Below are 21130 nucleotides of genomic sequence, written 5' to 3' on the forward strand. Positions count from 1 at the left end.
CTCACATCCGGAAGACGCCGTAGCCGACCGGCTCCAGCGGTGCGTTGGCCGCGACCGACAGCCCGAGCCCCAGCACGCGCCGGGTGTCGAGCGGGTCGATCACCCCGTCGTCCCACAGCCGGGCCGTCGAGTAGTACGGGTTGCCCTGCGCCTCGTACTGCTCGCGGATCGGCGCCTTGAACCCTTCCTCGTCCTCGGCGGGCCACTCCTCGCCGCGCGCCTCCATCTGGTCGCGGCGCACGGTGGCGAGGACGCTCGCCGCCTGCTCGCCGCCCATGACCGAGATGCGGGCGTTCGGCCACATCCACAGGAAGCGCGGCGAGTACGCCCGGCCGCACATCGCGTAGTTCCCGGCGCCGAACGAGCCGCCGATCACGACGGTGAACTTCGGGACGCGGGCGCAGGCGACGGCGGTCACCATCTTCGCGCCGTGCTTGGCGATGCCGCTCGCCTCGTACTCGCGGCCGACCATGAACCCGGTGATGTTCTGCAGGAACACCAGCGGGACGCTGCGCCGGTCGCACAGCTCGATGAAGTGCGCGCCCTTCTGCGCGGACTCCCCGAACAGGATGCCGTTGTTGGCGACGATCCCGACCGGGTGCCCGTGGATGCGCGCGAACCCGGTGACGAGCGTGGCGCCGTACTCCTTCTTGAACTCCTGGAAGCGGCTGCCGTCCACGATGCGGGCGATGACCTCGCGCACGTCGTAGGGGGTGCGGGAGTCCGGCGGGACGATCCCGTACAGCTCGGAGGGGTCGGCGGCCGGCTCCTCCGGCGGCGCGACCTCCCACGGGCGCGGCTCGCGCGGCCCCAGCGTGCCGACGATGTCGCGGACGATCCGCAGCGCGTGCGCGTCGTCCTCGGCGAGGTGGTCGGTCACGCCGGACGTGCGGGAGTGCAGCTCGCCGCCGCCCAGCTCCTCCGCCGTCACGACCTCGCCGGTCGCGGCCTTCACCAGCGGCGGCCCGCCCAGGAAGATCGTCCCCTGGCCGCGGACGATGACGGCCTCGTCGCTCATGGCCGGGACGTAGGCGCCGCCCGCCGTGCACGACCCCAGCACCGCCGCGATCTGCGGGATGCCGCGGCCCGACATCGTGGCCTGGTTGTAGAAGATGCGGCCGAAGTGCTCGCGGTCGGGGAACACCTCGTCCTGCCGGGGCAGGAACGCGCCGCCGGAGTCGACCAGGTAGACGCAGGGCAGGCGGTTGTGGAGCGCCACCTCCTGCGCCCGCAGGTGCTTCTTCACCGTGACCGGGTAGTAGGTGCCGCCCTTGACCGTGGCGTCGTTGGCGACCACGACGCACTCGCGGCCGGAGACCCGGCCGACCCCGGTGATGATCCCGGCGCCCGGCGCCTCGTCCCCGTACATGCCGTTCGCGGCCAGCGGCGACAGCTCCAGGAAGGGCGAGCCGGGGTCCAGGAGCGTGTCGACCCGGTCGCGGGGGAGCAGCTTGCCGCGCGCCACGTGCCGCTCGCGGGCGCGCTCCGGTCCGCCGCGGCCCGCCCGGTCGACGCGGTCGCGCAGCTCCGCGACGAGCGCCTCGTTGTGCGCGGCGTTCGCCTTGAACGCCTCGCCCGCGACGTCGGCGCGCGAGCCGATCTCGGGTCCGCTCATGACCCCCCTTCCCGGTTAACGTTCATTAACAATGCCGATGTTAACGGTCGTTAACAACTCTAGTCTAGACTGGCCGCATGACGTCGCATCCGGCCGAGGCGCCGCCGGGCCCGCCCAATCCGCGCCGGGCCGAGATCCTCGGCGCCGCCGCCGAGCTGTTCGCGCGCCGCGGCTACCACGGGGCGTCCATCGGCGACCTCGGCCGGGCCGTCGGGCTCACCGGGCCCGCCCTCTACCGGCACTTCAGCGGCAAGGAGGCCGTGCTCGCCGAGATGCTCCTCGACATCAGCGAGCGGCTGCTCGCCGAGGGCGTCCGCCGCGCCGCCGACCCCGACCCCGGCCGCGCCCTGGACGCGCTGCTGCGCTGGCACATCGCGTTCGCCCTCGACAACCCCGCGCTGATCACCGTGCACGAGCGGGAGCTGGACAACGTCCCCGAGCCGCAGCGCCACCGCATCCGCCGGCTCCAGCGCGCCTACGTCGAGGAGTGGGTCGCCGTCCTGCGCCGCCTCGGCCCCCGGCTCCCGGACGACCGCACCCGCGCCGCCGTCCACGCCTGCTTCGGCCTGCTCAACTCCACCCCGCGCAGCGCCGCGCAGGGCCTCGACCGCGACGCGATGGGCGACCTCCTGCACGGCATGGCCCGCGCGGCCCTCGAACGCGCCCGCTGACCGGCCGCGGTCAGCAGGACGCCGTGCGCCCGTCGAGCGAGCGGCCCACAACCCTGGCGAACGTCTTCGCGTCCGTCCCCGACCGGTCGAAGATCTTCTGCACGCAGCCGCGGAACGTACCGGTGAACGTGCTGTAGTGCGGCGTCACGGGACGCGGCTGCGCCCGGGCCAGCGCCTGCACCACGGCCTTCCCGAGGTCGGTCAGCTGCGCCTCGTCGAGTTCGACCTCCTCCGATTCGGCGCCGTCGGATCCGCCGCCGCCCGACTTGAGCGCCTGCTCGGCGGCGGAGCACGTCATCACCTTCACATCGGCCTCCGCGTGGTGCTCGGGGCTCAGGCCGAGCGCGCTGTAGCGTCCCGGCGCGAAGCCGCCGCACGCGAACAGCAGCCGCTGGCTGTCCGTTCCGCTCAGGTACTCCACGAGCTTGAGCGCGGCGTCCGGATGGGGGGAGTGCTTGGAGACGGCGAGGTTCTGACCGCCCAGGACGGTCGTGCCGGGCAGGGCGGCCACCGCGTACCGCAGGCGCTTCCCGTCCCGCATCCCCGGCTCGGTCGCGAGCGTGGAGAACGCGTAGGGCCAGTTCCGCATGAGCGGCGCCCCGGACAGGAACGCCTCCATGCTCTTCTGCTCGTCGTACGACCGCGACGCCGCCAGCGGCCAGCGCGCCGACCGCGGCTCGCGAACATGCGAGGCCATCCGCTCCAGCGCCGGGAACACCTTCTTCCGCAACTTCTCCTGGTCGGGGTGCTCCTCGCCGGTGAGCAGACGGCCGCCCCCGTCGTTCCACACCGCTTCCAGGGCGTTGACCGTCAGCCCCTCGTAGTCGCCGAGCTGCAACGCGGCCCCGGAATCGAGCAGGTTCGACCAGTTCCCCGGGGCCTGCACGCCGTCGCGGCGGTAGAGGAGCCCGACATCCACGTTGAACGGGACGGCGTACTGCTTGCCGTGCCACTGCCCGGTCTCCAGCGCGACGGGGAAGAAGTCGCTCCGCCTCCCGATGTCGTCGAGCGGCCGCAGGTAACCGCCGGCGGCGAACTCCGCCGTCCAGGTGTTGTCCATGACCAGCACGTCGTAGCCGCAGCCGCCGGACTCCTCCATCGCCTTGATCTGGCTGTGCTGGGAGTCGGTGGACTCCGCGACCTCCACGAGCGTGGCGTGCGGGTTGCCCCCGGCGTTCCAGTCCCGGATCAGCTGCCGGCGCTGGTTGTTCAGGCTCACGTCGGTACCGCCCGCCACGACCAGCTCCGAGCGGGCGCAGTCGGGCGCCAGGGCCCGGTACCCGGAGGAGCCGGGCCACAGGACCAGCGCCGCCCCGCAGACCAGCACCGCCCCGGCCCCGCTCGCGGCGCCCAGCCAGGACGTCCGCCCCCGGGGCGGGAACCGTCGCCGCCGTCCCGTCATCGCCCTCCGTTCATCGCAGGTCGGAGAGGAGCTGCGCGGCCTGCTGCGGTTCCGGCGTCCGCGTCAGCGCCACGCACGCCGTGCCGTCCGCGGGGCCGAACGCGTCCGCGACCTCCTTGGCGGGGGAGGCGTCGCAGCCCGTCGGACCCGTCAGCACCACCGTCACCCGCACGTCCCGGTGCCGGTCGCGGAACCTCGCGGCCGCCTCGCGGATCGATCCGGGATCGCCGGATCCGCCGGACTGCCCGTCGGTGACGACGATCAGGTTCTTCGCCCCCTGGCCCAGCTCGGCCTTTCCGATCATGTCGCCGAGCGCGATGTCGCTCCCGGTGGTCGCGACCGCCTGGAGATGGCTCGTGATCCGGTTCTTCTGCCGGGGGTCGGTCCCGGTGAGCCGGACGTTCTCCAGGGTGTAGGGGTCGACCGGCGACTTCTTCTCCGACGCCACCTGCAAGCCCGCGCTGTCATGGCTCTGGAGCTGGGCGACCAGGCTCTGCAGGAACGAGACCCCGCGCGCCAGCCGGGTGTCGCGGCCCACGGCCGGGCGGCTCATCGACCCCGACACGTCGAGCATGAGGGCCACGGAGATCGGGGGGCGCGCGCCGGCGACGCGTTCGAGGTTCGCGGCCACGTCCTGGCCGCCGCCGTTCGCGCCCACCGGGGCCAGTTGCGTCGGGACGATGTTGGAGCCGGCCTTCTTCCGCAGGGCCACCAGGTCGGGGCGGGCGGAGTCGCCCTCGTGCGCGGACGGCATGAGGCCCTGCGGGTCCCGGAAGCCCTGCTGGGTGAGGGGATGGCCGGCCAGCCAGCGGTGGAACCGGGCGACGCCCTGGTCGCGCTCGCGCGTGTCCTGGCCGCGCCAGGTCACCTGGATGAAGGGGTAGTCGAGCGTCGGCAGGTCGGCCGCGTAGTACGGGTACAGCATCCACTCGCCGCCGGCGGCGGGCGCCTCGGCGGCGCCGCACTGCTCCTTGAGCCGTCCGGTGTCGTAGTCGCTGACGACCTGCTCCGGAACGGCGAAGGCGATGCGGTCCGGCGGACGGGAGCCCTGGCGGGCCTTGCACAGCAGGGTCACCGCGTCCGGCGCGACCAGGGCGGTGGGCGAGGCGAACTCCTCGTCCTGACGCGCGTCGCCCGGCAGCGCCTGGTAGAGGACGGGCGTCACCGCCAGCGCGGGAGCCGACGTCTCGGGGACGGGACGGGCGATGTTGCGCGGCCTCACGCCCGCCTCGTCGAAGCGCTGCAGCAGGGCGGCGGTGGACCGCTCCGGCGGCTTGAAGGCCGAGTACCTGACCCCGTACTTCCCGAACAACGCGAGGACCAGGGGCGACGACCCCAGCGAGCCGCGGGGCGTGAACACCGGGTCGACCTTGGCGGGCGGGCTCGGGCTCGGGGACCCGGCGGCCGGCACCTCGCGGACCTGGGCCGGGCTCTTCTCCACGTACTCGAACTCGGCCGTCGACGACGGGATCCAGACGTCGGGCTGCGGGCCGTAGAGCCGCTCGTCGGCCGGTGCGGGCGCCACCTCGCCGCTCGGCGGCTCGCTGCGCCGCCACAGCCGTCCGAACGCCTCGGAGAGCTGCACGAACTCCGGCTCCGGCGTGACGGTGACGGTGTACTCGCGGCAGCCCCGCTCCTCGCTGCCGGCCTCGAAGGCCTTCGCGGTGTCGCGCAGCGCGGGAAGCGCTTCCGGCGTGGTGACGACGCGCAGTTCCAGCGGCCGGCCGCACGGGCGTGCGTGCCCGGCCAGCGCGACGATGCCCGTCCCCGCGAGCAGGACCACCGCCATGGCCGCCGCGCCGGCGAACGTCCACGCCACGGCCTCCGCGTTCCAGGGGAGCTTCTCGAAGACCCTCTTCAGCACGGCCCCCGCCCGCTGGGAGCGGAACAGCGCCACCGACAGCGCCACCGAGCCCGCCGCGATGGCCAGACCGAGCAGCGCCAGCGTGAGGGTCTCCAGCCAGGCGAACGCGTTGATCAGTTTGACGATCAGGCCGGAGAGCACACCGAAGAGCAGACCGGGAATCGCCGCCTGCATGAGCCGGTCGAGCCGCGAACCAGAGTTCTCGTTGCCCGACTCACTCATTCCGGCTCCGTCGCCGAGGAAAGCACGGTGTTCCGTTCTTCGATCCGACGTCCAATGATAATTGCCCGGACGAGCAAGGTCATGGAAAACCGCTGTCCTGGATCGGACGATCTTCCCCATCGGGCGTGGGCCGGACACCGGCGGCCTTGACTGTCCCGGCGCCGCCCGGATCAGATGGTCGAACACGATTCGGTTGCATGCCCCCCGGACGGAGGAGAGCCGTATGGGCGTCGAGGGTGTCGGCTTCTACGAGATCGCGCGCAACGACCCGGACCGCCCCGCCGTGCTGGCCCCCGGCGTACCGATGTCCTACGGCGAACTGCACGCCGAGGTGAACCGGCTCTCCAACGCATTGACCGCGATCGGGCTTCGTCCTGGCGACACGCTGGCGACCGTCCTCGGCAACCGGCCCGAGTTCCTCACCGTGCTGCTGGCGGCGGTCCAGTCGGGGCTGTACCTGGTCCCGGTGAGCCGCCACCTGACCGCGCCGGAGATCGGCTACATCCTGGGCGACAGCGGCGCGAAGGCCGTCATCACCGAGAGCGCGCTGGCGGAGGCGGTGGCGGGCGCGGCCGACGAGGCGGGCGTCCCGGCCGAGGGCCGGGTGAGCGTCGACACCGGCGGCGGATTCCGGTCGATGGCCGCGCTGTGCGCCTCCGGGAGCGCGGAGCCGCCCGCCAAGCGGCGCATGGGCTCGATCATGCTCTACACCTCCGGGACGACCGGGCGGCCCAAGGGCGTCCGGCGGCCCCTGCTCGACATCGCGCCCGAGGTGCTGATCGACATCATGCGGCGGACGCTGGGGCGGCACCTCGGGCTCGTCCCCGGCGACGAGGTCCACCTCGCCGTCGCGCCGCTCTACCACTCCGCGCCCTGTGTGCACGCGATGATGGCGCTGAACCTCGGCCACGCCGTCGTCGTCGCCCCGCGGTTCCACCCCGAGCACACCCTGGAGCTGATCCAGCGGCACGGCGTCACCAACGCGTTCATGGTGCCGACGATGTTCCACCGGATGCTGGCCCTGCCGGACGACGTCCGCGCCCGGTACGACCTGTCGACGCTGCGCCAGGTGTACCACAGCGCCGCGCCCGTCCCCGTGGAGACCAAGCAGAGGATGATGGACTGGTGGGGGCCCGTCCTCTACGAGTACTACGGCTCCACCGAGAGCGGCGCGGTCGTCGTCGCGGCCCCGCACGAGTGGCTCGCCCGCCCCGGGACGGTCGGACGCGCGGTCGACGGCGTGCAGATCAAGATCCTCGACCCGGAGGGCGCCGAGCTGCCGCCGGGAGAGATCGGCCTCATCTACGCGTCGGGTCAGCCCGGGTTCGAGTACCACGGCGACCCGGCCAAGACCGCCGCCGCGATGCGGGGCGAGTACTACACCCCGGGCGACCTCGGCCGCCTCGACGAGGACGGCTGGCTCTACATGAGCGACCGCCGCACCGACCTCATCATCTCCGGCGGGGTGAACATCTACCCCGCCGAGGTCGAGTCGGTCCTGCTCCAGCACCCGGCGGTCGGCGACGTCGCCGTCATCGGCGTCCCGGACGACGACTGGGGGCAGCGGGTCGTCGCGCTCGTCGAACCCGCCGAGGGCGCCGCCCCGGGGGACGCCCTCGCCGCCGAACTGCTCGCGCACTGCGCGCCCCGGCTGGCGCGGATCAAGCATCCCCGGCAGGTGGAGTTCCGCGAATCGCTGCCGCGGACCCCGTCCGGAAAGCTCAGCCGCCGCAGCGTGCGGGAGGCCTACCTGCGGGAACAGGAGGGCTGACGCCGCGGGGAGGGACCGGCGGGAACTCGTCGCCGCGAACGTCGAACGCCTCCGGGCGTCCGTGCGTACAACGGCACATGAAAGACCTGAAGGTCGCCCCCCTCGACAACGTCGCCCCGACCCCCGCCGCCCCGACGCAGACCGACCTTCCCGTCATCACCGACCCCGCCGCCTACGCCGAGGCGGAGGAGCCGGCGGCCCGCGCGGACCCGGCGGGCCCGCGGGCGGCCTCCGACGCGCTGCCGGACGCCCCGGCCGGAGCGGGGCGGGCGCCCGCCCCCGAAGACGACCGCGCCGGGATCGCACGCCTCGGTGACCCGGTCGCGGTCTGGCCGTGCGCCGGCTGCGGACGGCCCGTGCCGCAGCCGGTGCGCGGCGCCCGCACCGTCCGGTACTGCCAGGACGGGGACGGCGCGTGCGAGCGGGCCGCGCGCGAGAGCCGGGAGCGCGGACTGGAGTCGCCCGGCCTCACCGGCCAGGTCGCCTGGACGTGGGAGATGGTCGACCGGCTGGAGGGCCTCGCCGACCGGCTCGCCGGCTCGCTGGTGTCCGAGCTGAGCGTCGCGGGCGTCGAGCGGCGGATCGCCGAGGCCCGCGCCGAGGCCGCCGGGCATGTCGCGATCGCGCAGCGCGAGCGCGACGCTTCCCAGCGCCAGGCCGAGGTGGCGTGGCGGGAGACCGCGACCGCCCGCGCCCGCGCCGAGGCCGCCGAGCAGGAGGCGGAATCCGCCCGCGCCGAGGCCGAGCGGCTCGCCGCCGAGCGGGACACCGCGCGGCGCGAATGCCAGGAGGCCAGGGACGAGGCCGACGGCGCGGGCGCCGCCCGGCTCGCCGCCGAGCGCGAGCGCGACCGCATGGCCGCCCGGGAGGGCGAGCTGCTCGCCTCCCTGGAGAGCGCCCGCTCGGAACTCGTCGCTCTGCACGGGCGGCTGTCGGAGGCCGAGACCCTGGTCGAGGGGCAGCGCGTCGAGGCCGCCGCGGCCGTCCGCGCCGCCGAGGACCTGCGCTCCGCCGTCCGCGACGCCGAGGCCAAACGGGGGCAGGCCGTCGCCGATCGCGACCAGATCCAGGCGCGGGCCCGCGAGCTGGAGCAGCACAACTGGCAGCTCACCCGCGCCGCCGAGGAGCTGCGCGCCGCGGTTAAGGCGCTGACCGCCGAGCGGGACGCCGCCCGGGCCGAGGCCGAGCGCGCGCGCCGCCGCGTCGACGCGCTCACCGCGCTGTCGGAGGGGCGCGCGGACCCGTCCGCGACCGGGCCGCGCCCGGCCGTCGACCGGGAGCCGCCGACCGGGCTGCACTCCCTGCCCCCGATGGGCGGGTCCCTGCTGGACGGGGGCGACCCGCTCGCCACCGACCCGCTGCCCCGCAACGACTACAACGGCTACGGACACGGAGGACACGGCGGGATCAACGGACATCGCCTTCCCCATGCCGGCTGATCGCCTGCCGGCCACGCGACGCACAGGTAGGAGGTGAGGCCTGACCCCCACACTGCACTGGCCCTGAGACCGGCCGCCGTACCGCACCGGGGTGGTACGGCGGCCGGTTAACCGCCGGCCTCCAGCCGGGCGGCGTAGTCGAGGGCTCCGGCGCGGACGGCGGCGTGCACGGCCCGGGCGATCCGCGAACCCCAGGTGGACCGGGGTCCTGCGAAGACCTCCCGCTCCCCGCGGGTCGTGGCCGCGACGCAGAGCGCGTCGGACGCCGTGCCCGTGCACGGGAAGCCCGCCTCCAGCAGCGCCTGGGTCTTGGCCTCGGTGGCGGTGACGACCGCGTTGACCAGCGCCGCGTCGCTCATCGGGACGGGAACGGCGACCACGATGTTGATCGTTCCGGGCGTCCGGGCGTGCGTCCCGTCCCCCTCCAGCGGGGCCAGTTCCGGGTCGGGCGTCCCGGCGGGGGAGGCCGCCCAGGTCGGCACGCGCAGCCCGACCGTCGCCGACACGCTCACGCCCTCGTCGTCCCGCCGCACCGTGCGCGCGACCGAGGCCGCCGTGAGCATCCCGACGCCGGGGCCCTCCAGCCCGCGCGCGGCCGCGAGTTCGGAGAGGTGCGCGACCGGGTCGGTCCGCGCGTATGCGCCGGGCACCTGCGCGTTCAGCACCCAGCGGGCCGGGCCGATGCCGCCGCCCAGCATCGCCGAGGAGATCATCCGATGGCCGGGGCCGGCCCGCCACACGGTCGAGGCGAGCCGCCGGCCGTCCTCCTCGCGCCACACCGTCTCGAGGTTCACGGGCGCTCCAGCGACAGGATCGGCCGGCCGCCCGGCCCCGGGGTGACGACCACGCGGGCGTCGAAGTGCTTCTCGACGGTGTCGCGGGTGAGGACCAGGTCGGGCGGGCCGGCCGCCGCCACCCGCCCCTCCGAGACGAGGACGAGCCCGTCGGCGTACTGCCCGGCGAGCGTCAGGTCGTGGATGGTGGTCACCACGGTCAGCCCGTCGGACAGCCGCAGCCGGTCGATCAGCTCCATCACCTGCTGCTGGTGGCCGATGTCGAGCGCCGTCGTCGGCTCGTCCAGCAGCAGCACCGAGGTCTGCTGCGCGAGGGCGCGGGCCAGCACCACGCGCTGCCGCTCCCCGCCGGAGAGGTGGTCCAGCGGGCGGGCCGCGAACGGGGTGAGGCCCAGGCGGTCGAGGACCTCTCCGGTGACGGCGCGGTCGCGGGCGCTCTCCCGTCCCAGATGCGGGATGTAGGGGGAGCGGCCCAGCAGGGTGTAGTCGAACACCGTCATGCCCACCGGAAGGTTCGGGCTCTGCGGGGCGTAGGCGACGAGCCGGGCGCGCTGCCTCGGCTTGAGCGACTGCAGGTCCGCGCCCGCGAGGGTGATCTCGCCATGGGACGGCACCAGGCCGAGGACCGCCCGCAGCAGCGTCGACTTCCCCGCGCCGTTCGGCCCGATGACCGCCGTCCACGACCCGGCCGGGACGTCCAGCGACACGCCCTTCAGCACCTGCCGCCCGCCGAGCGCGACATCGAGGCCCCGCACCGAGACGGTCATGTGTCCACCTGCCTGCGGGACGCGCGCAGCACCGCGACGAAGAACGGCCCGCCGACGAACGCCGTCACCACGCCCAGCGGGACCTCGCCCGGGCTGATCACCGTCCGCGCCACGAGGTCGGCGACCTCCAGGAACGCCGCGCCGCCGAGCAGCGACAGCGGCAGCACGATCCGGTACGACCCGCCCGCCAGCCGCCGCACGATGTGCGGCACGACGATGCCGACGAAGGCGATCAGCCCGCTCACCGCCACCGCCGACGCCGTCGCCAGCGACGCCGCCACCAGCACCGTCAGCCGGACCCGCGACGCCGACAGGCCGAGCGACGCAGCCTCCTCGTCGCCGACGCTCAGCACGTCCAGCAGCCGGCCGTGCGCGAGGAGGACCACGGTGGAGACCAGCGCGTACGGGAAGACGAGCCCGAGCTGGTGCCAGTCGGCCGACCCGACCCCGCCGAGGATCCAGGAGTAGATCCGCTGCAGCTCCTCCGACTTCATCTGCTGGATGAGCGTCTGCACCGCGGCGAGGAACGACGAGACCGCGACGCCGGCCAGGACCAGCGTCGCCGTCCCGTTCCCGCGCCCGGTGGCGGCGCTGCCCAGCAGGTAGGCCAAGGCCACCCCGCCGATCGCGCCGACGAAGGCCGCGAGCGGCACCCCGTACCCGGGGTCGCCCGGCACCAGCGCGATGACCAGCGTCGCCCCGACCCCGGCCCCGGCCGCCGCGCCGAGCAGGTACGGGTCGGCGAGCGGGTTGCGGAACACCCCCTGGTACCCGGCGCCCGCGACGGCGAGCATCCCGCCGACCAGCGCCGCCATCAGGGCCCTCGGCACCCGGAGCTGGAACAGCACGTTCTCGTCGATGACGCCGAACCCGCTGTCGACGCTGACGAACGGGATCCTGTCGGCCAGCGCCTTCAGGACCCCGCCGACCGACAGCCCGGCCGACCCGACCAGCACCCCCGCCAGCAGGGTCGCGAGCAGCAGCCCGGCCGCCGCCACCAATGGCAGCGCCCGCAGCTTGGCCTGGCTCCCGTCCCGTGAGCCGTCGTCCCCGGGCCGCGGCCGACGCCTGCTCACGGCCGGGCGTCCTCGGCGGAAGCGGTCACTGAACCTTCTGGACCGCGTCGCCGATCGCCTTGACGAACTCCGCCAGGCGCGGCCCCCAGCGGGAGGCGATGTCGTCGTCGAGCTCCACCACGCCGCCGTGCCCGACCGCGTCCAGGTCGGACCAGCCGGGGCGCTTGGCGAGGGAGGCGGCGCTCTGCCCGCAGCACTTGGTGTCGGCAAGGAAGATCAGGTCGGGGTCCTGCTTGAGCAGGTACTCGCGGGACAGCTGCGGGTAGCCGCCGGACGCCTTGTCCGCCTTGTCGGCGATGTTCTGCAGGCCGAACAGCCCGTACACCTGGCCGACGAACGTCTTGGACGTCACCGAGTGAAGCTGGTTGTCCAGCTCGTGGTAGTAGGTGAGGCCCTTGGCCTTGGCCGACGCGGCGACCGTCTGCTGGATGTCCGCGCGCATGCCGTCGGTGACCTTCTTCGCCTCGGCCGCGTGGCCGGTCGCCTGCCCGAGGTCGTTGATCTCGTCGTACACCTCGTCCAGGTTCGCGGCCGCCGGCTCCAGCAGGACGGGGACCTTCACCTTGCCCAGCGCCTTGACGATGCCGTCCAGGTCGTCGGACAGCACGACGAGGTCCGGCTTGTACGCGATGATCGCCTCGGCGTTGGGCTTGAAGCCCGACAGCTTCGTCCGGGGGGCGTTGGCCGGGTGGTTGGAGTAGTCGTCCACGGCGACCACCTGCGACCCGGCGCCGATGGCGAAGAGCGTCTCGGTGTGCGTGGGGGAGAGGGACACGATGCGCTTGGGCTTGGCCGGGACGGACACCGCCCCGTTGGCGGCCTGGACGGTGACGGACGCCCCGTCCTTCGCGCTGCCGGACTTGCCGTCGCCGCCGCCGCAGGCGGCGGCGAAGGTGACGACGCCGATGGCCATCACCGCGCCCAAGGTGCGTACGGGTCTCACAAGAGCCTCCTGGCTGGAGGGAAGCCGCGGCCCGTTCATGACGGATCGCCCTTCCACGAGGTCGACAATCGTCGGCGCGCGAGGAGGCGACCTGGCTCGGCCACTTCGAGAGGGGCACCACAGTTGCGGGACAGCGCCGGATTTTCCACCGGACTTCGCTCCAGGCGCGCAGCATCGCAACGGTATCAGCCACCGAATGCTGATCTGTCGGGTTGTGCGGAGTGAGTATCATGCTCACTTCGGTATTGACGGAGTGAGTACTCACTCCGTACGGTGGCGGGCATGGAGCAGAGAACCAGGCGGCGCGCCCCCGGGATGAGCCCGGAGCAGCGCCGCGAAATGATCATCCGGACCGCCCTGCCGCTCGTCGCCGAGCACGGCACGTCCGTCACCACCGCGCAGATCGCCCGCGCCGCCGGCATCGGCGAGGCGACCGTCTTCCGCGTGTTCGCCGACAAGGACGAGCTGCTGGACGCCTGCGTCGCCGAGGCGCTGCGGACCGACCACGTCCTCGCGGAGATCGGCGCCATCCCGCTCGACCAGCCGCTGCCCGCGCGGCTCGCCGAGGCCGCCGCCGCGATCGACGCCTACCTCGCCCGGATGGGCCTGGTGCTCGGCACCCTGCACGCCACCGGGCGGCGCGAGCGCCGCGCGCCCGGGGAAGGCGAGCCGGGGCCCGACCGCGCGGCCTCCATGGTCCAGACCTGCGAGGCGCTCGCCGAGCTGTTCGAGCCCGAACGCGACCGGCTGCGCCTGCCCGTCGAGCAGGTGGCGAGCCTCTTCATGGGCTTCGTGTTCAGCCGCGGCCGCGGCGCCGGCCCCGGCGCACCGGGCCCGTCCGTCGAGGAGTACCTGGACGTCTTCCTGCACGGCGCTCTCAAGGAAGGGGACGCCGCGTGACGATCACCCTGAACCACGCGATCGTGACGGCCGCCGACAACGACGAGGCCGCCCGCTTCTTCGCCGCCGTCATGGGCCTGGAGTACACCGGCGCGCACCCGCACGCGCGGCACTTCGTCCCGATCCGCGTGAACGAGGGCCTCACCCTCGACTTCCTGACCGTCGCCTACCCGCAGGGCCACCATCTGGCCTTCGACGTGGACGCGGTCACCTTCGACACGATCGTGGAACGCCTCGACGCCCGCGAGATCCCCTACGGCGACGACCCCGCCCACGCCGACAGCGGCCGCGTGGACGAGGACCACCCGCTCGGCGGCCGCGGCGTCTACTTCTCCGACGCCAGCGGCAACCTCTACGAGCTCATCTCCCCGCGACCGACTTGAGGAAGTCCCGGGTGCGCCGGTCGCCCGGCATGTACTCGGCGGCGACGAAGTCCGTGACGCCGGCCTTCGCGAGCTCCTCGAGCTTCGCCGCGGCCGCGTCCTCGCCCCCGACGATCGCCAGGTCCTTCGGCCCTTCCACGCCCTCCCGGTCCATCATCGCCCGGTAGGACGGCAGGACCCCGTACACCTCGAACGTCTCAGCGGCCTGCTCCCGCGCGCGCTCCACCTCGCCGGTGACGCACACGGGCAGGACGCACACGACGCGCGGCGCGTCCCGTCCGGCCGCCTCGGCCGCCGCCGTGATGGTCGGCACGATGTGCTCGCGGACGGTGACGGGCCCGGTCATCCACAGCACCGTCCCGTCCGCGCGCTCGGCCGCCAGCTTCAGCATCTTCGGGCCGAGCGCCGCCAGGAGCAGCGGCACCCGCCCCTCGTTGGGCACGCTCAACCCGATGTGGCCCCGCACCGTCTCACCCGTGAAGGAGGCGTTCTCCCCGGCCAGCAGCGGCGCCAGCACCGACAGGTACTCGTCCATGTGCCGGAGCGGCCGGCCGTAGTCGTACCCGTACATGTCCTCGATGACGATCTTGTGGGACAGCCCGATGCCGAGCGTGAACCGCCCCTGCAATGCGAGGGCGGTCGTCCTCGCCTGCTGCGCCAGCACGGCCGGGTGGCGCGGATACGTCGGGACCACCGCCGTCCCCAGCTCGATCCCCGGCACCCCCCTGCCCGCCACGGCCAGCGCGGTGAGCGCGTCCACCCCGAAGATCTGCGACATCCACGCGGAGGAGAAGCCGTCGTCCGCCGCGCGGCGCGCGTCGTCGGCCAGCTTGCCCAGCGCCTCGACCCCGCCCCGCTCGTTGAGCAGAACCCCAACCCGCACAAGGACCTCCTCTAGAGATGATCAGATCCTTGCACAGTTCCCCACCGTCCGAGCGGAGAAGCCGGAGCGCGTCCGGGCTCGGCGGGCCGGGCGCACCGGGCGACGCCGGCGGGCCCGGCATCGGGCTGATGCCGGGCCCGTCGTCCGCGGTCAGGATCCGGTGGGGAGGCGGTCGGCGACCTTGACCTGGAGGACGGTGGTCTTGACCTCTCCGGCGCCGCTCTCCGGCTCGGAGGTCCAGTCGCCGCCGACGGGGCGGGGCTTCAGATCGAGGTAGCGGCTGCCGAGGAAGCGGTAGGTGGAGCGGTCGAACATCAGCTCCAGCCGACCGCCGCCGGAGTCCTGGGACAGGGCGACGGCGGGACGGCCGAGGGCGTCGGTCGCGTGCTCGTCCACCCTGACCCGCGGGACGTCGCTGAGGAACTCGAAGACCTCGGCGCGCAGTCTCGGGGGCAGGTAGTCGCCGACTAGCTCGCCCACGCCGTACCAGTTCCACACCCCGAAAGCCCTGTCGCGGCCCGGAGTCGCGGCGGGAGCGGGCGTGTGCGCCTTGACCTGGGGCTTCCAATGCTCGATCAGCCCCGGCAGCTCACGCACCAGCCACAGATGACTGCCCGGACGGGGAACGGGCGCGCTCTCGTCCTGGACGGGGATCGGGGAGTCGCAGACATCGGCTCCCGGCCTGCGGCAGGGTTCGCGCAGCAGCCCCGGCTCGGAGCCGTCGACCGACACCCAGCGCTCCCGCGTCTCCTTGCCCGCGGACTTGCCCGTAGCGACCTTGCCCGGCCCCCAGGCGACGACCGACCGGACGTAGAGGTACTGGCCGGGACGGGGGTGCAGCTCGGGCTCCAGGCGGGCGGCGGCGGCCGCCCGGGTCAGCACCTCGTGGGCGCTGACCGGCCGGATCTCGCGGGGGCCGTCGTCCGAGCCCTGCGCCGCGACCACCATGGCCCCGGCGGCCGCCACCGCGCCGGCCAGAGCGACCGCCAGCAGGCCCCTCGACCGCCGGGGCCGCGGGCTGCGGCGCCGGTCGTCCCCGGTGAGGGCGACCAGCCGGGCCCGGCCCTCGGCCAGGACCTCCGGGCTCGGCGGGGCCACCTCGTCGTACATGCGGTGGAGTTCACCCATGGAACTGCTCCTCTCCCATGTCAAGGGGGTCGATCCCGCCGAGCGCCTCGCGCATCCTGGCGCGGGCGCGGCTGAGCCGGGAATGGACGGTGCCGGTGGCGATGCCGAGGGCCGTGCCGATCTCGGCCGGGGACAGGTCTCCGGACGCGGTCAGCAGCAGCACGTCCCGCTGCCCGCGGTTCAGGCGGCGCAGCGCGTCGGCCAGTCGCGGCCGGGTGCCCTGGGCGGCCACCCGGTCCGCCACCCCCTCGTCGGCCGAGCCCGCGGCGGGGTCGGCTCCGGTGCGGGCCACAGCCCGCCAGAACCGCATCTCGCGGCGGCGGTGCTGGTTGATCAGGTTGGTGGCGATCCCGTACAGCCAGGGCAGCGCGTTCAGGCGCTCCGGGTCGTAGCGGTCGCGCTGCCGGAACGCCTGCAGGAACGTCTCGGCCATCAGGTCGTCGGCCAGATCGCGCCCGAGCCGCCGGGCGAGGTACCGGTGGATCGCCGGGGCGTGCCGGTCGTACAGCCCGGCGAACGCCTCCGGATCCCGCCGGGACCTCTCGATGATCGCCTTGTCGCTGTGCTGGTGCACCTCGGCGGTCACCGCGGTTTCATCCTGGTCATCGCGGACCTTTCGCAGCGTCGGTATCGGTCACCGGCTTTTGACCGCACCCCCGCGTCCGCTTCCCGCCGGTTCAGAGGGCCGGCCTTCCGCATGACGGAGTCATGCGCCGGCGGCCGACGCCTCCGCGTCCCGCCGTGTGCGGGGAGGCGGGTTCAGAGGCGGTCGGGTTCGCTGCTTCGCGGCGCGTACTGCCGGGCCAGGCTCCTGTCGTTGTCGGCCCACCGGCGATGGCGCGCGGCCGACTTGAGATGCAGTTCCGCCTCTTCGGGATGGGCGGTCGCCATTCCCTCCAGGAGCACCGCGGCGCGGTCGTGGGCCCGTGCCGAGGAGATCATCGCCTGCCGAGCGTACTCCTCGGCCTCGCGCAGGTGCTCCGGAGCGGTTCCCGGGGATTCCGGATCGTCCGGGAGCGGGATGCCTCCGCGCTCACCGGCTCGCCGCGTACGGCGTGCTCTCACCCGCAGCGCGCGGTCTTCGCTGTCCATAGCAGCCAATCCGACGCCTGAGCCCGCCGACCAATCAGCCCACCAGACACGTTCGGATATCTACCCAGCGGCCTGCCCTTTCAGCCCACCCCGGAGGTGACACCCCCAAATCATCATTTCCCCATGGACAACCGTGGTGCCTGCTGTGGGCCATTGAGGTGCGGGATTCCCGGGGGTCGATTAACGCACCGGTTCCGCTTGCGAGTCTTTGTGCTCGGCGTGACCAGAACCGTGGTTTGGGAATGCGGTTTTGGCCGTGTCGCGGGAAGGCCGTTATGGGACCGAGGAGAAGCCGTCCCGGCCCTCACCGCGGCCGATGCGGGATCATTGAGGTGTGGCGACACCCGAACCGCTGACCCTCTACGCCGCCGACGGCGTCCGCATCGACGCCGGTCACACGCGGCACGAAGGCGACGTCTGCTTCGTCCTGGCGCACGGCTTCACCTGCTCGTGGCGGCAGCCCGCGCTCCGCCGGATCGCCGCCGCCCTCGGACGGCACGGCGGCGTCATCGGGATCGACTTCCGCGGCCACGGGCGGTCCGGCGGGCATTCCACGGTCGGTGACCGCGAGGTCCTGGACGTCGACGCGGCGGTCGCCGCGGCGCGCCGCCGAGGATACGGACGGATCGTCCTGACGGGGTTCTCCATGGGCGGCGCCGTCGTCGTCCGGCACGCGGCGCTGCACGGCGGGGTGGACGCGGTGGTCTCCGTCAGCGCCCCGGCCCGCTGGTACTACCGCGGGACGGCGCCGATGCGGCGCGTCCACTGGGTGATCGAACGGCGCGCGGGCCGGATGGCCGTCCGGCTGGCGCGCGGCACCCGGATCGCCCCCAACGGGTGGGATCCGATCCCGGAGGCGCCCCACGAGGTCGCCGGGCGGATCGCGCCGGTGCCGCTGCTGGTCGTCCACGGCGCAGCGGACTCCTTCTTCCCCGTCGAGCACGGCCACCAGCTCTACCGGGCGGCGTCCGACCCGAAAGAACTCTGGATCGAACCGGGTTTCGGCCACGCCGAGGTGGCGGCCACCCCCGACTTGATCAACCGCCTGGCCCTGTGGGCCACGAGCGCCGTCTCCGCGGCGCCGGTCCCCGAGGAGCCGCCACCGGGCGGCACGCTCCGCGACTAAAGCTCCGACCTGGGGAAATTCAAGTTATCCACATTCTTGGGCCGGCATTCACGCAAACCCCCGGCCCGCCATCATCGGGCCATGGACGGATTCACCCTCACCTGGAAGCGAACGGCCGCCGATTCGATCATTCCCGTCGGCCCGGGCGCCTATCTCCTCCCCGTCAAGGGAGCCGGTCTCGCCGCACGCGCCGCAGCGTTGAGCGGCCTCCTTCCCCGCGAGGTCGTCATCGCGCGGCGCACGGCCGCATGGTTGTGGGGCCTGGACGTATTACCCCCGGGAGTGAGCGAGATCGACTGGGACGTCGAGTTCCTCACTCCCGGAACGTCCGACTCATTTCCGGTCACCGCCGACAACGTCGAGATACCGCCCGACCACGTGGTGGAGGAATCCGATGTACGCCTCACATGCCTGGCCCGCACCGCCCTCGACTGCGCCCGCTGGCTCCCTCGCTGCGAGGCGGTCGCGGCTCTCGACCAGTTCCTGCGCCGGCACGTGGACGTCGGGGAACTCGCCGCGATGGCACGCACGCTGCCGGGATACCGAGGCAACAAACGGCTTCGCCAGATCCTCCGGCTCGGCGACCGCGGCGCGGCCTCCCCCGGCGAGAGCTGGATCCGCGTAGCCGTCGTGGACGCCGGCTTCCCGCGCCCGGAGACCCAGATCCCCGTCCAGGGCCCACGGGGCCATCCGCTCTACGTCGACCTCGGCTACCGCGACTTCCGCGTAGGCCTCGAATACGACGGTGAACGCCACCACACCGGCCGAGAGGCCAGAGCCCACGACGCACGCCGCCGAGACTGGCTTGCCAAGGAAATGGGCTGGGAAATCATCCCCGTCACCAAGAACTTCCTAACCCGCCCCACCCCCTACCTGGCCACCCTCCTGACAGCACTACAACAACGCGGCTGGAACCCCGACAACACCACGATGGACCGCATAGCCACCCGCCTAACCCACCTAAACCGCCGCCCCCACTGACCCACGAGGACGACAACACCGAACCCCCCCAACGCCAGCACCCCCGTACCGCCAGTCGCCACGCTAAACGCCGCCCTCCGCCACTACGCCCGCAGCCTCCCGGCCAGCCGCACGGACCGACCCAGTACGCCGCACGGACGCCCCGAGCCCCCGCGCACGCCACCCGGTACCTCCCGCATGCGATCGCCCCACCGTCCGCACGGGCCAAATGCCTCCCACACGTGGCACCCGGCCCGCCGCGCGCAAGGCACCTGGCACGCCGCTCGTATGCGATCGACCCCACCGCGCGCACGGCCGAGCGCCTCTCACGCGTGGCGCTCGGCCCGCCGCACGGACGGGCCGAGGGCCCCCGCGCATGCCCCCCGGTACGCCGCCCGTATGCGATCGCGCCCGCCGCGCGCACGGGCGGCCGGCTCTGCCACGCGCACGGGCCGGGCACCGCACGCGCATGGCACCCGGCACACCGCGCGGACGGGCCAAGCGCGACGCTCGCGTGGCATGCGGGATTCACGGGCGCATGGGCAGGGTGCAGAGGCGCGCATGCCGCCCGGTATGCCGCGCGTTTCGGCCGGGCGCGGCGCTCGGGTTGAGACCCGGTAGGCCGCTCGTATGCGATCGAGACCGCCGCGTGCCATGGCTGTGCGGAGAGGCGCGCATGGCGCCTGGCGCGCCGCCCGGTGCGGTCGCGGCGGCCGCGCGGACGGGCCGACCGGCCGGACACCGCATCAGCGCGGACACGGGTGGGTGCCGCAGCTGCGCGGATGGGCCGGGCGCAGACGCGTGCATGGGACCCGGCAAGCCACGCGGACGGGTCGGCGCGACATGCGTATGCCATAGAGCACGCTGTGCGCACGTCTGCCATCTAGCGCGCCGTGCGCACGTCATCGAGTCCGCCGTGTGTGGCGGCGTGCCCGCCGTGCGCATGGGCCGAGCGTCGTGTGCGAGGACCGGATGTGCTGGCACCGGACGTCGGCGGCGATGCTCAGTGAGAGGAGGGCTGTTCGCTGTCGAGGAGCTTGACCAGGCGCTTCGGCGCGATGAGTCGGTAGCTGTCCTCGATCAGCTCGGTCATCTCGTCCCAGTCGTGGTCGACGTCGAGTCGCGCGCCGACCCAGCCCTTGGGGCCCACGTACTTCGGGACGAAGAAGCGCTCCGGGGCCTCCGACACGAGGGCTTCTTGCACGCCGGGTCCGGCCTTGAACGTCAGGGACAGGCCGTCCTCGGAGGTCATCACGAACATCTTGTCGCGAATGCGGAAGGAGGGCGCCGTGTGCCCGCCGAAGGGTTTCTCCACCACCTCCGGCAACGACAAACAGATCTCTCGCACCCGGACCAACGCGTCGAAGTCACTCATTTCTGCCATCCCATCCTGAAGTTCGGCCCGTTCATGGAGGAGTTACTCAATGAGAGAGGCGTGAGGCCGCAACACGCAGAACTCGTTGCCTTCGGGGTCGGCGAGCACGACCCACGACACGTCGGCGGACTGGCCGATGTCGACTCGGCAGGCGCCCAGAGCGAGGATGCGCCGCACTTCGGCGTCCTGGTCGTCCGGGTCGAGGTCGATGTGCAGCCGGTTCTTCGAGGTCTTCGTGCCGTTGTCGCGGATGAAGCACAGTCCGGGGTAGGTGTGCGGGTCCGCCCCGACGATGACCTCGTCCTCCGACCGGTAGAGGACCGGCTGCTCGAGGACGGCCGCCCAGAACTCGGCGAGGGCGGACGGTTCTCGAGAATCGATGACCAGGTGGGAGAAGCGCGCTGCCATGGCCAGAGGCTAGCCGCCCCCACCGACACGCGCCGATGCGAGAGCGGGGCCGCCCGCTCGTCCCGGAAGCAGGCGAAGGCGTGCATGGCGCAGGTCAGGACGCGGCCCCGGAAGGATCAGCATGAGCCGGGCACTGGCGAGAGCGCTGGTGCTGGCGATCGGCGGCGTCGACGCCACCGTGCCCGGATGGACTGCCGTGACTGCTGGCGGTGGGGTTGGACGCGGCCCTGGGAAGCATGGGGCCGCGTCCAGTCGGGGGCGTGAGTTGGGGCGCGTCCGACGCTTCGATCCTTGTGGGTGGGCGTAACGGG

At 73.3% G+C, this 21130-nt stretch carries 20 protein-coding genes; 7 read left to right on the forward strand and 13 right to left on the reverse strand.

The genetic code is table 11. The annotated features are described in order from the left end of the window. Window position 1: 1 nt before the first annotated feature. Window positions 2–1615 (reverse strand): carboxyl transferase domain-containing protein, encoded by a 1614-nt coding sequence (locus AB0C21_RS16625; protein ID WP_500204992.1) that lies wholly within the window; start codon window positions 1613–1615, stop codon window positions 2–4. A 77-nt stretch (window positions 1616–1692) separates the two neighbouring features. Between AB0C21_RS16625 and AB0C21_RS16630 the strand changes: the two genes are divergently transcribed. Then, complete coding sequence (locus tag AB0C21_RS16630) at window positions 1693–2286, forward strand: TetR/AcrR family transcriptional regulator (protein WP_353818784.1); 594 nt, start codon at window positions 1693–1695, stop codon at window positions 2284–2286. A gap of 10 nt (window positions 2287–2296) precedes the next feature. On the opposite strand, the gene AB0C21_RS16635 is transcribed toward AB0C21_RS16630, so the two are convergent. Further along, window positions 2297–3688 carry an extracellular solute-binding protein gene (locus AB0C21_RS16635; RefSeq protein ID WP_500204993.1) on the reverse strand — a complete coding sequence of 464 codons (1392 nt, stop codon included), beginning with the start codon at window positions 3686–3688 and terminating at the stop codon, window positions 2297–2299. Window positions 3689–3698: 10 nt separating this feature from the next. After that, window positions 3699–5774, reverse strand: a complete 2076-nt coding sequence (locus AB0C21_RS16640; protein WP_500204994.1) for a vWA domain-containing protein — start codon at window positions 5772–5774, stop codon at window positions 3699–3701. Between the two features lie 223 nt (window positions 5775–5997). On the opposite strand from AB0C21_RS16640, the gene AB0C21_RS16645 reads away from it, so the two are divergent. Together AB0C21_RS16645 and AB0C21_RS16650 are read left to right on the forward strand one after the other, a co-directional pair. Further along, the gene (locus tag AB0C21_RS16645; protein WP_500204995.1) at window positions 5998–7545 is read left to right on the forward strand and encodes an AMP-binding protein; all 1548 of its coding nucleotides are present in this window, start codon (window positions 5998–6000) and stop codon (window positions 7543–7545) included. A gap of 77 nt (window positions 7546–7622) precedes the next feature. Beyond that, window positions 7623–8984 carry a chromosome segregation ATPase gene (locus AB0C21_RS16650; protein WP_500204996.1) on the forward strand — a complete coding sequence of 454 codons (1362 nt, stop codon included), beginning with the start codon at window positions 7623–7625 and terminating at the stop codon, window positions 8982–8984. A gap of 107 nt (window positions 8985–9091) precedes the next feature. Here AB0C21_RS16650 and AB0C21_RS16655 read toward each other — a convergent pair whose 3' ends face one another. The 4 genes from AB0C21_RS16655 to AB0C21_RS16670 all read right to left on the reverse strand — a co-directional run bounded on the left by AB0C21_RS16655 (window position 9092) and on the right by AB0C21_RS16670 (window position 12564). Then, complete coding sequence (locus AB0C21_RS16655; protein WP_500204997.1) at window positions 9092–9778, reverse strand: adenosylcobinamide amidohydrolase; 687 nt, start codon at window positions 9776–9778, stop codon at window positions 9092–9094. Then, window positions 9775–10545: an ABC transporter ATP-binding protein gene (locus AB0C21_RS16660; RefSeq protein ID WP_500204998.1), complete on the reverse strand. Its 771-nt coding sequence runs from the start codon at window positions 10543–10545 to the stop codon at window positions 9775–9777. The genes AB0C21_RS16655 and AB0C21_RS16660 overlap by 4 nt, the downstream gene beginning before the upstream one ends. After that, entirely contained in the window at window positions 10542–11561 is a 1020-nt protein-coding gene (locus tag AB0C21_RS16665; RefSeq protein WP_500205333.1) for a FecCD family ABC transporter permease, read from the reverse strand. Before AB0C21_RS16665 ends, AB0C21_RS16660 begins: the two co-directional genes overlap by 4 nt. Window positions 11562–11646: 85 nt before the next feature. Then, window positions 11647–12564 carry an ABC transporter substrate-binding protein gene (locus AB0C21_RS16670; RefSeq protein WP_500204999.1) on the reverse strand — a complete coding sequence of 306 codons (918 nt, stop codon included), beginning with the start codon at window positions 12562–12564 and terminating at the stop codon, window positions 11647–11649. Between the two features lie 282 nt (window positions 12565–12846). On the opposite strand from AB0C21_RS16670, the gene AB0C21_RS16675 reads away from it, so the two are divergent. Together AB0C21_RS16675 and AB0C21_RS16680 are read left to right on the forward strand one after the other, a co-directional pair. Further along, complete coding sequence (locus tag AB0C21_RS16675) at window positions 12847–13464, forward strand: TetR/AcrR family transcriptional regulator (protein WP_500205000.1); 618 nt, start codon at window positions 12847–12849, stop codon at window positions 13462–13464. Next, on the forward strand, window positions 13461–13847 hold the full coding sequence (locus AB0C21_RS16680) for a VOC family protein (protein WP_500205001.1): 387 nt from the start codon (window positions 13461–13463) through the stop codon (window positions 13845–13847). Before AB0C21_RS16675 ends, AB0C21_RS16680 begins: the two co-directional genes overlap by 4 nt. On the opposite strand, the gene AB0C21_RS16685 is transcribed toward AB0C21_RS16680, so the two are convergent. From AB0C21_RS16685 to AB0C21_RS16700, 4 genes are all read right to left on the reverse strand, one after another. Next, the gene (locus AB0C21_RS16685) at window positions 13825–14730 is read right to left on the reverse strand and encodes a TIGR03564 family F420-dependent LLM class oxidoreductase (protein WP_500205002.1); all 906 of its coding nucleotides are present in this window, start codon (window positions 14728–14730) and stop codon (window positions 13825–13827) included. The two genes, AB0C21_RS16680 and AB0C21_RS16685, sit on opposite strands and share 23 nt — an antisense overlap. A gap of 150 nt (window positions 14731–14880) precedes the next feature. Next, window positions 14881–15858, reverse strand: a complete 978-nt coding sequence (locus AB0C21_RS16690; RefSeq protein WP_500205003.1) for a CU044_5270 family protein — start codon at window positions 15856–15858, stop codon at window positions 14881–14883. Continuing rightward, entirely contained in the window at window positions 15851–16444 is a 594-nt protein-coding gene (locus tag AB0C21_RS16695) for an RNA polymerase sigma factor (RefSeq protein ID WP_500205004.1), read from the reverse strand. Before AB0C21_RS16695 ends, AB0C21_RS16690 begins: the two co-directional genes overlap by 8 nt. Window positions 16445–16617: 173 nt before the next feature. Further along, window positions 16618–16950 (reverse strand): hypothetical protein, encoded by a 333-nt coding sequence (locus AB0C21_RS16700; protein ID WP_500205005.1) that lies wholly within the window; start codon window positions 16948–16950, stop codon window positions 16618–16620. 334 nt (window positions 16951–17284) lie between these two features. Here AB0C21_RS16700 and AB0C21_RS16705 point away from each other — a divergent pair, with 334 nt between their 5' ends. Both AB0C21_RS16705 and AB0C21_RS16710 read left to right on the forward strand, forming a co-directional pair. Further along, window positions 17285–18076, forward strand: coding sequence for an alpha/beta hydrolase (locus AB0C21_RS16705; protein ID WP_500205006.1), 792 nt, complete (start codon window positions 17285–17287; stop codon window positions 18074–18076). An 81-nt stretch (window positions 18077–18157) separates the two neighbouring features. Continuing rightward, complete coding sequence (locus tag AB0C21_RS16710) at window positions 18158–19057, forward strand: type IV toxin-antitoxin system AbiEi family antitoxin (protein ID WP_500205007.1); 900 nt, start codon at window positions 18158–18160, stop codon at window positions 19055–19057. A 982-nt stretch (window positions 19058–20039) separates the two neighbouring features. On the opposite strand, the gene AB0C21_RS16715 is transcribed toward AB0C21_RS16710, so the two are convergent. Continuing rightward, complete coding sequence (locus AB0C21_RS16715) at window positions 20040–20411, reverse strand: MmcQ/YjbR family DNA-binding protein (protein ID WP_500205008.1); 372 nt, start codon at window positions 20409–20411, stop codon at window positions 20040–20042. Between the two features lie 42 nt (window positions 20412–20453). Continuing rightward, entirely contained in the window at window positions 20454–20819 is a 366-nt protein-coding gene (locus AB0C21_RS16720; protein WP_500205009.1) for a VOC family protein, read from the reverse strand. Window positions 20820–21130: the final 311 nt, after the last annotated feature.

The organism is Spirillospora sp. NPDC049024 (assembly GCF_040649235.1).
Taxonomy (GTDB): Bacteria; Actinomycetota; Actinomycetes; order Streptosporangiales; family Streptosporangiaceae; genus Spirillospora.